We start from the raw sequence: 12,938 nt of genomic DNA on the forward strand, positions 1-12,938 counted from the left end.
AGAAACGGTCTAAATAGGCTGATTCAAGGCATTTACGGGAGAAAAAATCGGCTCAAACATGAAGAAATGAAATGACTGAGTCAGCCGAGAAGAATTTCCCCGCTTATTCGCACCTTCCCTAGCCCATATGAGGGGATGATTAAGGCTTGAAGTAGTTGTAAGTAAGTCTAAAATGTTTAAGTCTTTAGGCTGCGGAAGTAATGATCTTGGCCGATTTATGAAATGATGATTTTTTATTACGATGAGAACATTATTTAAGTTGCATAGGTAAAATTATACAAATGAGCCAAATGAAACCGGCTTGAATCGAATGACAATTTATAAAAGAGATGACAATGGTACGTGACAATAAAAAAACACTAAAAAATATTCTAAGGAAAGCACATGATGGTGATGTTAACGCAATGCTTGACTTAGGTTTGATTTATCAAGATGGCATTATTGTTCCGAAGGATTATGAATTAGCAAAGTTCTGGTATGAGATGGCGGTTGAGGGTGGCGACACCTCTGTGCTTAGATATTTAGGTGCGATGTACGAACATGGGCTTGGTGTTCAACAAGACCTCGATTATGCCCATAAATGTTATCAGACAGCTGCTGATGCTGGTGATCCTGGAGCAATGTTCAATCTAGGATTAATGTATCAAAATGGATGTGGTGTCCCCCCCAATTCTTCTATAGCATTGAGTTGGTTCGAAAAATCCGCGGAAGCTTGTAACACTAATGCGATGTATAATCTAGGGGTCATATATAAGCAAGGTCTTGGAACTCCTCAAAATACCTCCTTAGCGCTAAAATGGTTTAAAAAAGCAGCTGATGCAGGGAATGATAATGCAAAGTTAAGTCTCGGATTGATGTATTTTCATGGAGACTTAGTTGTAAATGATTTTTTATTAGCCAAAGAGTTTTTTGAGCAGGCAGCTAACGCTGGCAACAGTATTGCAATGGATGCTCTTGGGGTGATATATCAACAAGGCCATGGTGTAGTTCAAAGTTTTGAGCAAGCTAGGATGTGGTATGAACAGGCTACTAATGCAGGAAATGCTCGTTCAATGTTCAACATTGGTTGCCTTTATCATCAAGGTTTAGGTGTTTCAATAAATCTCACTCAGGCAAAAATATGGTACGAGCGGGCAGCTAAAGCTGGTGATACTAGTGGGATGGGCAATTTAGGTAAAATGTATTTACAAGGTATTGGTGTAACTCAGAACTTTCAAGAAGCATTTAGGTGGCTTGAGCTAGCAGTCGAGGGTGGCAACATTAATGCATTAGTAAATTTAGGATTAATCTATCAAAAAGGTCTAGGTATAAGCTCAAATCTCACAAAAGCACGAGATCTGTATGAGAGAGCTGTAAATTATGGCAATGTTGGTGCGATGGTCAACTTAGGGCTAATGTATCTTCAAAGCGATGGCACAAACCAAGATTATTCTCAAGCATTTAAGTGGATGGAGCAGGCCGCCAATACAGACAATTGCGATGCAATGGCTAACTTAGGATTAATGTATAAGCAAGGGCTAGGTGTTAAACAAGATTATAACTTGGCATATTATTGGCTTACGAAAGCAGTTAATGCAGGCGATGCCAGCGCAATGGTAAACCTAGGCCTAATGTATCAACAGGGTCTTGGTATTAACCAAGATCTTGCTCTGTCACGAGAGCTATGGAAAAAAGCTGCTGATAAAGGTCATGCAGCAGCTATGTTTAACCTTGGCTTAATGTATCAGCAAGGGGAAGGCACACATAAAAACTCTTTAGAGGCATCTACTTGGTGGCTTCGAGCTGCCGATAATGGCCATGCTGATGCTATGTTTAATCTCGCAACTATATATCAACAAAATGGAACTAAGGAAGATATTGAGCAAGCAAAAAAATGGTATGAAAATGCAGCTTTGTTGGGAGTTAAAACTGGTTGGGTAGCTCTTGTAGAACTCGATTATTTATATTCAAGCGTTGCTAAAGTCAACACTAATAATGGTATGGAGTATCACAGCACACAATTTAAGGATTGGTCTGAGAGGATCTCAGAAGAAGATTTTCATACCAATGCCATTCCAAATCCACCAATGTGGCTGGATTCATACATTAAGAGTGAAATGAACGAAATAGCATCCCCCACCCTCGAACGAGGTGAGGACGATGAAATAGTTAGATTACTAGCTTTAATTCGATTACTTGCTCAATGGAAACAAGCACAACACCTTATTACTACTGATACAACATTATATCATTTCACCAGATATGATGTGCTTGAAAAATTACTTTCCAAATCTGAAAACAATAATGCCAGCAGGAATGTACTTCGTTGCTATCATGTTAGCTATATGAATGACCCATCGGAAGGAAGACGTTTACTAGATTTTAATGACAAGTCAAATAGTTGTGCGAGCAGAGCTGCTGAGAAATTGTCACAGTGGTTTGATGATGAGTTAGGCGGCTATTTCCATCAAATTGACAACGCCATCACTGTAAAAAGCTTGCCTGCATCTGTATTCACAGCATCATTTACACAACGTTCTGATAGTCTCGATTTATGGCGTGCTTATGGTAATGATGGCAAGGGAGTTAGTATTAGTTTACCTGTCCATGGAACTAATGAACTATATCTTAAATCGCCATCAATAATGGGTGTTCCATTCACATTATCTAAAATAGAAAACAATGATCTCCATCAACCAAACAATGATATCTTGTCTCTAACCGAACCATTTGTTCATAAAAATGAAAGCATTAATCCACGTTACTATCGGGTAGAGTATGATGATCATGAAATAGTGAAAACCCTCAGTCTTTTTTATCCGCTTCTTACAAGGCTAGACAGCTGTTTAATGAAAATAGAAGAAAGTGAGCCTGAGGATGCTTCAAAATGGAAGGAGATTTCCCGCAAGTATATAACAGATGCATTTATAAATATAATTTATCTTTATAAGGATGAAAACTATTCATCCGAAAGAGAAGTAAGAGCTATTGAAATACATTCTTTATATGACGAGGTAGTTCTAGGGGATGAGCGTTCACCGAAGCGTCTCTTTTGCGAATTACCAGGATGTTCACTATTCACTGCGGCTGACACTGAGATAATAGTTGGTCCAAAAGCTGAGGATTACAACGCTATGATATGGGATGTTCGTCATAGGTTAGCTAAGCTTGGCTATGGTGAAAATGTTACCGTTAAACGCTCTCGAGTTAAATATCGATAGATTACACAAGTTTAGTTATCATTTGACACCGGTCCACTCCGGTGTCTTGATTCGGCGCATTTTAGTGCGCGCTTTCTTTGATATCAGGTAGGGTTTTTTTGGGTCCCTAAATGAGGCTGTCTCTCCGTCATTCTGCTCTGTTGCAGCCGCTGGCTGTGGCTCCAGAGAGACACCCAAGCCTGTGCTGGGCCAACTGCCCTAGTTATGTAGATGTTCCTCGCTTTATGAATACTCAATATGGCTCTACTGGGTCTCTTGATGTCAACCAATCCAATATCATACCCGAGCTTGGTCTTTAGCTCAGGACTCCGCGCTCAATACGCCCGATGAGATCAAGCACATACTGGATGTGTTCGGGTGAATCCAGATAGTTGATCGGACGAGTGCCACCCAAGGCCATTGTCGGGGTTTGTAGCCAGTGTAGGGTGCGACGTCATCGCCATCATACATCGCAGTGGCAACCTCCATGACTGCGGGGAGCACTGGTGCCACCTGGCTGATGAGTGGGTATAGCTCCGGATTCTGTATACTGGCCATGTGCAGATCTACGTCCAAGTCTGGCCAGCGCAACCCCTCACAACCCCAAGGTTCAACATTAAACACTGCTGATACTGGCGCAGCGCTAAACCACGGAAAATCGTTGCAATCTGGCAGTAGCGAATCACCCCGCAGCAAATGAGACCCCACAACACGCGTGAGAATTGGATTCTATAACGTTAACTTGATCTGATAACGGGTATTTCTGCCACCACCTGGCACTTTTTCAAGGCAGTTTTTATCAAGTAAGTCAGTAAGATGACGTGTTGCGGTAGCCTTGCTGACCCCGGCCATCTTCTGATATCGGCTGGCAGTAATGTCCTGCAAAAAACCGTTCTCGTCACTGTCTAACAGCATTCTATCAAGCAACTCGACCTGTTCTGCATTCAGTCGCTCGGAACCCCGTTGCTGCCAGAAACGGTTTTTGACCAGGGTCCGCGTGAACGTCTGCCGAGCTTGCTCCAGCGTGGCATTGAGGGCATCCAAAAACCAGACAAGCCAAGTGGTGATATCCAGGCTGCCTTCCTGGACCTGTTCCAGAACGCGATAGTAATCGGCTCGTTGCGCGAATATGGTCGCCGACATGGCATACAGACGGATGCTCTGGCTATCGGCCTGAGAGAGAGCCAAATCGGTGAGGGCACGAGTAATACGACCATTGCCATCATCAAACGGGTGCAGCGTGACAAACCACAGGTGGCAGATAGCGGCACGCAGTAGAGGATCAAGGCAGGGGTTATCCAGACTTGTATTAAACCAGTCGATAAAGGTGGTCAATGCCTGAGCTAGCCCCAGGCGTGGTGGGGCCTCGAAATGCACGATTGGTTGATCTAGTTGCCCAGATACCACCAGCATCGGCTCATCACCGCGCAGCTGACCCACGCGTATACGCTGCAATATCCTGTCGTCAGCGGGAAACAACCAGAGATGCCATTGCAGAAGGCGCTTCTGCGTCAGAGTCTGATTTCGATTGTCGATAGCATCGTGCATCAAGTTGGCCAATCCCTCAGAGCGAGCCGAGGTGGGATAGGGCCGAGGCTCCGATATATCTAGGCGATGAGCTAGCGATGAGCGTACCGATTGGGCATTGAGTCGTTCATCTTAGATGGCCGATGAGGCGAGGATATTGGCCAGCAGCGTATCGAGTGCCAGGGATTGTTGCTCCAGTGTCGAACAGTGGGCTGAATGGAGGCCGAGAAGATACCCCATATTACGGTGCGCCACGCGCAGCCGTGGCTGTAGCGGTTCATCTTGCCAGCAAAAATTTGGCCAGTCCTCATGCTGCCAGATCCAGTCAGTTACCATCTGTTTGTCTCGTGATTTATCGTAGCAGGGTTCGGACTGTCACTGCGAAATGTCACACCTGAGTCGAATCGAAAACACATTCGACTCATAATATGAGCCGATAATAGCAGTGATTCGGCTCATGGCATAACCGAGATAGCGGAAATAACCAGCAGGGAGATGTTGTTTGTAGGATGATGTTGCACACTCGTGACAATAAACATTACAAAGGGGCTCCAAACGATGAAAGTCATAACCAAATAAGAAGTCGAAGTAGTCAGTGATGTTCGGTGCGATGTCTGTGAGGGGAGTTGCGCTAGATTCATAGCGCGTTGTTTAGCCTGAAAGTTCTCATCATTAACTATGGAAACTGGGCCATTCTTGTTTTGTAGCGTGATCACACGTTACTCAATTATTTGCAACAAACGACCCCCTTATTGGGTGACCAATGCATATAGGCTAGCTCAACAAACCACCAGCGAGCCCCTAATGAGACCTGTAATTGCATCGACCGGAAAGTGTCAATATTATTGGTGGGAATTCGGAGGGGGAAAGATTGGATGCCGCAGAGAACAGCTGATATTTGGAGTGTCACTACATGAGTAACTGCGACAGCTTATCTGTGTGGGTTGGCGACTTAGATGGCTATATCAACATTGATGCGATCAACCGCGCGAACGAGCGTGAGGCGGAACAGGAACGCCTAGATCTTGAGCTTGATGAGATCGGCGATCTACCTTTGCTGGCTGGCAAGGCGATTTCCGCGCGAAAACTCTACCGACAAGGCATTTTACCATCCGAATGGCGTCACGCCTTGCACCAAGCTGAGATGGCAATTGGGCACTTGTCCGATGAGCTGTATCAGCATGTGGATGACGGCAGGCGAAGCCCTGAATCACGCTTCGTCAAGGGGATGCTGGATCTCGGGCGGCCATATGCGATTGCGAGGTATGCTCGCTGGGAACACCTAGACTACTCGTTGGCCCTCACAGCCACGTTGCCGCACGGCATCAGAGCTTTGGTGAATCAGTTTCTAGTAGCTGAGAGCATCACACGTACCCGGTATGCCGATGTAAGTATTAGAGCTGTTTTGGATCCAAACCAAGCGCGTGGAATGATTGCTTACAACCGCACTGGACTGTTACAGGCCGCCCTTCATCGCATCGCGGATGACTTTCCCATCCATCCTGGTGGCGGGAGCCTCGAACGAGAGAGGATGAGGGTTATATTGTCCCTTGCTCGCCTGCACTTTTCCACACTCGAACTCAGACTGATGTCTATTGAAGAACTGAGATTGCTCCTTGTCATTTATGATACGGAAAGAGCTGCCGCAGGACAGGATGAAACTCGAGTCACGACGAATGGTAGGTTAATACGGGCATGGCGCCAGCGCCATGTTCAGCCCCTACTAAACTTTTACCCCTATGCTATTCGTCATGGTCTGAGGCGTGCTTTGGCACATGGAGTGGATGGTTTCGATCGCATGGTGCTAGTGAATGAATTGGCCTTGGCCCACTGCGGGATCATCAGGATGAGGCGAGCCGGACGAGACCGCACACGATCAAGATGAGTAGAGTTTACCGCTTCCATGGTCCGGCCGATCTTCCGTCTCAAGTTGAGCCGGTGTTGCTTCGCAAGCGCAAGAAGCGTGTAGCCGATCCAGTTCAACTAATTGCCGCAGACGTATATACAATTACAGACGAGAATGGCACGCGGCCGATCGAGGCTTACCAAGTTGTTTCTGGGCGACAATCGGTCACGTTAACCAGACGCGAATCCGATCTGATTGCATTGTCAAATCCTGGTGTCAAGCCGCCAGCTGCGCTGGAGGACCTCCACTCTTGGCTGCCAGAGCAGCGATACCTGAATGACTCAGCCTCTAGCTTCAAGGCAATTCAGTTGATTATCCGCCGGTTTGGTAGACATTTGGTGTCGGCTGCATCCTACTGCGACGAGAAATGGAATACGGTCTGCAATGCACTCCGGCGAAGAAGCGTGCTGGATGCTCGGTTCTACACGGCGTGGCATCTGCCGATCCAAGATGTCTTTGTCCTTGAGGAGCGCCGGATAGATCGAAGCGTCGTGTCGATAGACTTCAACAGCATGTACCCTGCTTGTATGCAGCAACTTTTTCCGAAGCCCTCGGATTTGAGGTTGGTTCGTCTGGATATGGATCTCGATGAGGCTGGCATCCTCTCAGCCGGGCTATACAGATGCATCATTGAAGGACCGACAACCGACTTTATTATCCGTCACAATCCGTTTCGTAGTTTTCATTCTGGTCATCACCTACGTACTCGACTCGATGAACCGGTCGAGGTTGACCTCAATGAGTTCGAGGTTGAATTCTACAGGCGGCATTTCCAAAGGATTCACCTTATCGACGCTGTGATTTCCGACAAGATTGTCACTCATCCGCTTGCGAAAGAGGTGTGCCGATCATTTGTGAAAAGGCGTAGCTATCGCAATCAGGGCAATAAGGCACTCGCGGATAGGGAAAAGTTCCTTGCGACGCTGATGGCCTCATGTGCCAATCGCCCTACCAGACCAAACCGCACGTTCGAGACGCGAGATCAGGCCATGGGCGCGCTTAGAGCTGCTTATGGCATCTCCCCGCCAGATGATGAACCCGGAGTCGCTACCGATATCTGGTTGCAAGGTCGGAAGGGTATCACGTTGGAAGCCAAAGACGGCGCTGCCATCGTGCAGGGGCCAAATTTACGCAATGGTTCCGCCTGCCACCTCTTGGGTCAGCGCATCGTGGCACGAGGTCGTATCGTCCTTCTGGAAATGATGGAGCGGATCCTGGACTGCTCCCCGGACATCGAGATCTGTTACACCAATATTGACTCCATCCACTTCTCGCTTCCAACCAAGCATCTCGAACCAGTACTTACATGGCTGAAATCCGAATGTTCGGATTCGATGGGTTCTTTCAAGATCGAGGCTGTCACACGGCACGGTCTATGGCTGGAGCCTGGCCGTTACTGGCTCTACTCCGATGATGTCGAGAAGTTCAGAAACCGCAGTGTCGGCGACCGACAACAACCGTTTAAGGATCACGCAGTCCATGTCGTCAGCCGACAATTGGGTGAACTGCACGTGCCAATCAGGGCAACACTTCGTATGGAGCGGACCATGTCCCCGCTACGATCCCTAACCATGGATCCTGATAGTGGGCTTTTCCGCCAGCGCCTGATTGAGGTCTGTGATGCAACTACGGTCGAAGAGATTCTGGATGAGTTAGAGAAAAATCAGCACAGCGCTACGCCGATCCGAATGGCAGCATTCACAGCATTGCGAGAAAGAATGGGTTCTTCCCGCTTCGCTGCCACGAAGCGGGAAGACTAGGCCAGTATCATGTGCCGGCGTGCCGGCCCGCAAGGGGCGTGTTCGGAGAACACTGGCAGCAGGAACGGTGGATCCGGGCAGATCCTGCACTATGAAATGTATTACACAAAGAAGAATAACGCCATCATGAATAATGTTGACTTTTATGTATTTTGTTCTATAAATAGGCGGAAAATCTCATGACAAAGGTCTGAGTCAATCAGGCTGTTTTCGTTGCGACAAAAATCAACGTAAGCTATTGAAATTTAAAGTTATATTTGAGTTGTGATGGGTAAAAGCGAGGGTTCGAATCCCTCCCTCACCGCCACATTGAAAGTGAATCAACCCAATGAATTTCATTGGGTTTTTTCGTTTCGGGGCCTTGCAGATCGACCGGTGTCACATCGAGGTGTCACACTATGTCGAGTTATCTGCTCAAAAACCGCCACGGCAACTACTACACCCGCGTCCCGTTCCCCCATGCTCTGTGCCAGTTGGGCTACCCCCAAGAAATCCGCCTTTCCCTGCTGACCAAAGACCGCCATGAGGCCACGCTGCGCAATCTGGTGGCCGCCCATGGCCTCAAGCAGCTGATTGGCAAGCTGGCTGCCTCTCCAACCGCCATTATCAAACCCAATAACGATCAACCCATTACCCGCTTTCGTGATCTGCTCGAACCGGATCTGGCTCGTCTGCGTCAACGGATGCTTGCCTTGGGTGATGCGCTCATACCCTCATCCCACGATCCCGACAGGCAGATGGATGAGCCGTCGGCACTCATACAGCCAAACTGCGCCAGCCCAATCGTACTGGTGTCCGCAGAGTCGTCATCGCTGCCTGTCGAACCTCGCCAGCCAAGGGATGCAGGTGTCACGCTACCCGTGACGATGAGCCAGCTACAGGCCGAGTTTATCCAGCGCAAGAGCGATGAGGGCATCTCCCCGCGCTCGGTGCAGCAACTCCAGACCCGCACCGATGCGCTGGTGCAAGCCGTTGGCGCAGCCTTTTTCGTGCAGGCGCTCAAGTTCAAACAGGTCGATTGCTTTATGCAGGTGCTGGGCAAGGGATTGAAAGAGAAGACCGTGCGCGAGTACAAGGCAGCCTGTGCCCAGATGCTGGGCTTTGCGGTGAAGCTGGAATATACCCCAAAAAATCCCTTCGACCAGATCAAGGTCAAGCGCAGCCAACCCACACCACGGCAGCGTTGGGAGCGGCCCCAGCTCAAGGCCCTGTTCAGCTCGCCCAACTTCACCCAACACGCCTATGACAACGTGGATGACTTCTGGATCCCCTTGGTACTGCTGCACACGGGGGCACGGCCAGCGGAAATCTGCCAGTTGCAAGTCAGGGATGTGGTGAACCGGGATCATATTCCCTGCCTCAATATTACCGACAAAGGAGAGGCACAGTCGATCAAGACGGACAATAGCCAACGGCTGGTGCCCATCCACAGCAAGCTGATTGCGCTGGGCTTCCTGCACTTTGTCGAGCAGCGGCGCAAGCAGGGTCACACCCAGCTGTTCAGTTGCAAAGCCACGGGCGAGTTTGGCGAGTGGACTAAGAACTTCGAGGGGCGTTTCTCCCGCTATCTGAACAGGCTCGGCTTTGCTGCGGGGCAACGACCCACCGCCTATGGTTTCCGTCATGCCATCATCGACGAGCTGCAACAGCTGGATACGCCAGAGCCTGTGGTGGCCGATCTGGTAGGCCACAGCAAGAAAGGCTTTACCTATCGCCACTACGGCAAGCAGACCCCGGTGCAGCGGTTGCAGGAGGTGGTGGAGCAGCTTGATTTTGGTGATGAACTGGCATCGGTAGTCAGTGCGCAGGCATCTCGGAGGCGGTAGGCAACAGGGGTTCTCCACCCCACTTCGTTCGCAAGCTCACTGCGGGGGTTCCGGTCTCGGTACCCTCGACACACCCCCATACTTACGCGCCTTGCTGCGCGTAAGTATGGTTTAAGATTTGCGTACTTACGGTTGTCCCGTAAAGCGTACTTACGTGCAAAAATGGGGGGTCTCCACCGCCTACCTACCAGAGAATAAACGAATGGCAAGTCGATGTTATGCTGCAATGACCGATAGCAGGCAACGCCCGGTTGCCAAAGTGAAAATCATCCGATATACGGCAGAGCAGAATAGTTATGTTTCATGCCGAAGGAATACTGGATTGGCAACATCAACGGGATCTTTGCATGGTGGCTAGATTTCTGGCCATCAACACTTCCTGCGCGGTGTTGCTTGACCAGAAAAGGCCACCATCAATCCCCCTGGATTCTGCTCGGAAATAAACTGGATCCACTATGCAGCAGAAGGCTGCAATAGCAAGAGAAGGGAGTTGTTGGCGCCTGAAAATGTACGGCGCAAACCGAACCCCCTTTAATGCTGTATAAAGATGCGATTCAGATCCAACGATAAATATCGGCAAATTAGAAGAGCAAGGTCACTCCTGCACCGTACATTTTTGCTGTGCAAATGTACGGTGTTCTGCTGCGCAGACCGGAGCCTTGTCAGGGTTGCCACCCTGAACCCACCTGGGCTGCCGCCCAGACCCGTAAGGTATAAATGCAAACAATAAGACTGACAAGCAGTCAGAGGGTACTTATTCTCACCGCTCCCTAGCGGCCCCGGTCGTGCATTGAACCATCCTTACTTAACCAAACGCCATCGCTGAGATAAACATCGCTCTCGTTACCATCAATTGCTAGGGCATCGTAGAGTTCGCGCATGTCATCCGTTCCTTTCATTTCGGCGGATTGGTAGCTATCGTATAGTTCGAAGAATCGAGATAGCAGGGCGTCTATTTCGTTTCTAGCTGCGTCGACATCAGTGGAGTTTTTCGTATCTATTACGCAAATGCTTACGTACTCCCTATCTTTCCAATCAGACTTAACTACCGGTCTTGTATTGATTTCAACCCCTAATCGCCATGCAGCTTGAACCAAACGTGGCCTGTTGTTGCAAACTTTAATTAGACCATCATCTTCACTTGCTGTTGCTGTCATAAGCTCCCACTGTGGATTTTCACCCAAAATCCGAAGGAAGACCACTTTATTGCATATGACGATGTAGCTCTCTCGGCTGTGCAGACCGCTTTTTCTTGATGAAATTATCTCGAAGGAAGTCATCTGTTCTATCCTTTATAAGCATAACCCAAACAGCATCAATTTTGGAAACAGCCCCTTATTACGTCTACTTCCCTTTTGGCCAGACGAACTTAGGTATTATCAGCGGCCTAATCTCCCCAAAAAATGCGTATTACTACCTAGCGTACATAGTTTCAATGCCTGGATGATGTTTTTTTCTCTTTTGATCATTAAGAACTGCATGACATTCGTAAATTTCCATTTCTATCTGTTCTGGAGTGCTTATGGGATAGATACGGCTATCTTTACTTGGAAGTTTATTTTCAACATAATCCAGAAAATCACGTAATGAAATAATGCATTGTTTAGAGTCTGAGTTGTAATTGGGGTCGGAAAGTGCCTCACCATTACCAAAGTAAATTTCAAAATGAATCTTATTTGGGGTTTCGCAACCCACGCACTCTTCATTCGCTATTGTAAAGCAACCCACAACAACAGTGATCACAGATAATCCTGTGGTAGTTGACTGTTTTGAATTAATTATTTCTTTAAAAATACACTCAGCAAAATACCCAGCACTTTTACGCCTCCAAATTGAACTAAACGCAATTTGAATGCCATTCAAATAAATGGAAATACCGAAAAGACTTTCAACATCTATTACATCACCATAACGATAATCATCCTTTAAATAAAATCCATTTTTATTAAATTCATTGCTCCAGTCGCTATCATGACAATAATAAAATTCGTGTTCTTTTATCAGCGAACCACTTTGCCAGAGGTTGACTTGTTCTTTGTAATCATACAGGGCCTCAATTAATTCATGATATTCAGCATCTGGTCTAACATGCGCCAAAAATGGTGCGTAATAATCTGCAAACTCCCCCTGGTGAATATGATTCATAGTTCTATTGAGAATGATAAAGCCTGTATGTATATTATTCATGAGAATAATGGAGTTTGGATATTTGAACTTCAAATACGCCCTTGCTTTTTCTCTAAATGAATCTAGTTGCTCTCTTCTTTTTCGAGAGCACAATTCATAATCTGCCCTTGTGAGAATCAAAGTTCTTTTGTTTTTTTTAAAAAAATCAAACAACCCCATATATGCATCCTTTAATGTTCTTTAATTTCAGGGGAGTACGATCATATGGGCCGCACCTTCACCAGTATTATCATGCCCAGGGCGAGAGCGTGAACAAATAGTTACTCCCCTTGATGTTGATCACCAACATTCGATAACCGAGATGACCAGACAACTCACATAGGCCTCGTTTGAGGTCGATATAGTTACATGCTTGACGGTGTCACACTTCTCTGTCATATCTTAGCTGCTTTATAACCATAACTGGTTGATTTGCCATTTTTTGTGAGCAAAATCGAGGGTTCGAATCCCTCCCTCACCGCCAAATATAACCCGTTGAATTTCAACGGGTTTTTTCATTTCTAGACTTACGTGATTTTTTTCCTGGATCAACTGGGTGGAACAATCATGTATC

At 47.3% G+C, this 12,938-nt stretch carries 8 protein-coding genes and 2 pseudogenes; 4 read left to right on the forward strand and 6 right to left on the reverse strand.

Annotated elements, in window-relative coordinates; all coding sequences use genetic code 11:
• The first annotated feature begins 335 nt into the window (after window positions 1-335).
• Window positions 336-3,200, forward strand: a complete 2,865-nt coding sequence (locus tag ACNPAA_RS19620; protein WP_323935259.1) for a tetratricopeptide repeat protein — start codon at window positions 336-338, stop codon at window positions 3,198-3,200.
• A 295-nt stretch (window positions 3,201-3,495) separates the two neighbouring features.
• Here the strand turns inward: ACNPAA_RS19620 and ACNPAA_RS19625 are convergent.
• The 4 genes and pseudogenes from ACNPAA_RS19625 to ACNPAA_RS19640 form a co-directional block, all read right to left on the reverse strand.
• A pseudogene (locus tag ACNPAA_RS19625) lies at window positions 3,496-3,609 on the reverse strand (antitoxin Xre/MbcA/ParS toxin-binding domain-containing protein); the annotation flags it as partial.
• Between the two features lie 128 nt (window positions 3,610-3,737).
• Window positions 3,738-3,887 (reverse strand): annotated as a pseudogene (locus ACNPAA_RS19630) (DUF2442 domain-containing protein); the annotation flags it as partial.
• A gap of 21 nt (window positions 3,888-3,908) precedes the next feature.
• The gene (locus ACNPAA_RS19635; protein WP_010676194.1) at window positions 3,909-4,727 is read right to left on the reverse strand and encodes a Fic family protein; all 819 of its coding nucleotides are present in this window, start codon (window positions 4,725-4,727) and stop codon (window positions 3,909-3,911) included.
• 111 nt (window positions 4,728-4,838) lie between these two features.
• Window positions 4,839-5,042: a DUF4172 domain-containing protein gene (locus ACNPAA_RS19640; protein WP_234839491.1), complete on the reverse strand. Its 204-nt coding sequence runs from the start codon at window positions 5,040-5,042 to the stop codon at window positions 4,839-4,841.
• 577 nt (window positions 5,043-5,619) lie between these two features.
• On the opposite strand from ACNPAA_RS19640, the gene ACNPAA_RS19645 reads away from it, so the two are divergent.
• The 3 genes from ACNPAA_RS19645 (at window position 5,620) to ACNPAA_RS19655 (ending at window position 10,198) form a co-directional block, all read left to right on the forward strand.
• Complete coding sequence (locus ACNPAA_RS19645) at window positions 5,620-6,591, forward strand: hypothetical protein (RefSeq protein ID WP_010676195.1); 972 nt, start codon at window positions 5,620-5,622, stop codon at window positions 6,589-6,591.
• Window positions 6,588-8,372 (forward strand): hypothetical protein, encoded by a 1,785-nt coding sequence (locus ACNPAA_RS19650; RefSeq protein WP_201972735.1) that lies wholly within the window; start codon window positions 6,588-6,590, stop codon window positions 8,370-8,372. Before ACNPAA_RS19645 ends, ACNPAA_RS19650 begins: the two co-directional genes overlap by 4 nt.
• 398 nt (window positions 8,373-8,770) lie before the next feature.
• Complete coding sequence (locus tag ACNPAA_RS19655; protein WP_161470439.1) at window positions 8,771-10,198, forward strand: site-specific integrase; 1,428 nt, start codon at window positions 8,771-8,773, stop codon at window positions 10,196-10,198.
• 770 nt (window positions 10,199-10,968) lie between these two features.
• On the opposite strand, the gene ACNPAA_RS19660 is transcribed toward ACNPAA_RS19655, so the two are convergent.
• Entirely contained in the window at window positions 10,969-11,478 is a 510-nt protein-coding gene (locus ACNPAA_RS19660; protein ID WP_161470440.1) for a hypothetical protein, read from the reverse strand.
• A 133-nt stretch (window positions 11,479-11,611) separates the two neighbouring features.
• Window positions 11,612-12,544 carry a hypothetical protein gene (locus ACNPAA_RS19665; RefSeq protein ID WP_161470441.1) on the reverse strand — a complete coding sequence of 311 codons (933 nt, stop codon included), beginning with the start codon at window positions 12,542-12,544 and terminating at the stop codon, window positions 11,612-11,614.
• Between the last annotated feature and the right edge of the window lie 394 nt (window positions 12,545-12,938).

The sequence above is a fragment of the Aeromonas sp. PS2Canimalfood6 genome, assembly GCF_048276795.1.
In the GTDB taxonomy this organism is placed as follows: domain Bacteria; phylum Pseudomonadota; class Gammaproteobacteria; order Enterobacterales; family Aeromonadaceae; genus Aeromonas; species Aeromonas caviae.

Coding starts and splice junctions, on each gene's coding strand:
- ACNPAA_RS19620 (WP_323935259.1), top strand. CDS start 336: ATGGTACGTGACAATAAAAAAACACTAAAAAATATTCTAAGGAAAGCA.
- ACNPAA_RS19635 (WP_010676194.1), bottom strand. CDS start 4,727: ATGCACGATGCTATCGACAATCGAAATCAGACTCTGACGCAGAAGCGC.
- ACNPAA_RS19640 (WP_234839491.1), bottom strand. CDS start 5,042: ATGGTAACTGACTGGATCTGGCAGCATGAGGACTGGCCAAATTTTTGC.
- ACNPAA_RS19645 (WP_010676195.1), top strand. CDS start 5,620: ATGAGTAACTGCGACAGCTTATCTGTGTGGGTTGGCGACTTAGATGGC.
- ACNPAA_RS19650 (WP_201972735.1), top strand. CDS start 6,588: ATGAGTAGAGTTTACCGCTTCCATGGTCCGGCCGATCTTCCGTCTCAA.
- ACNPAA_RS19655 (WP_161470439.1), top strand. CDS start 8,771: ATGTCGAGTTATCTGCTCAAAAACCGCCACGGCAACTACTACACCCGC.
- ACNPAA_RS19660 (WP_161470440.1), bottom strand. CDS start 11,478: ATGACTTCCTTCGAGATAATTTCATCAAGAAAAAGCGGTCTGCACAGC.
- ACNPAA_RS19665 (WP_161470441.1), bottom strand. CDS start 12,544: ATGGGGTTGTTTGATTTTTTTAAAAAAAACAAAAGAACTTTGATTCTC.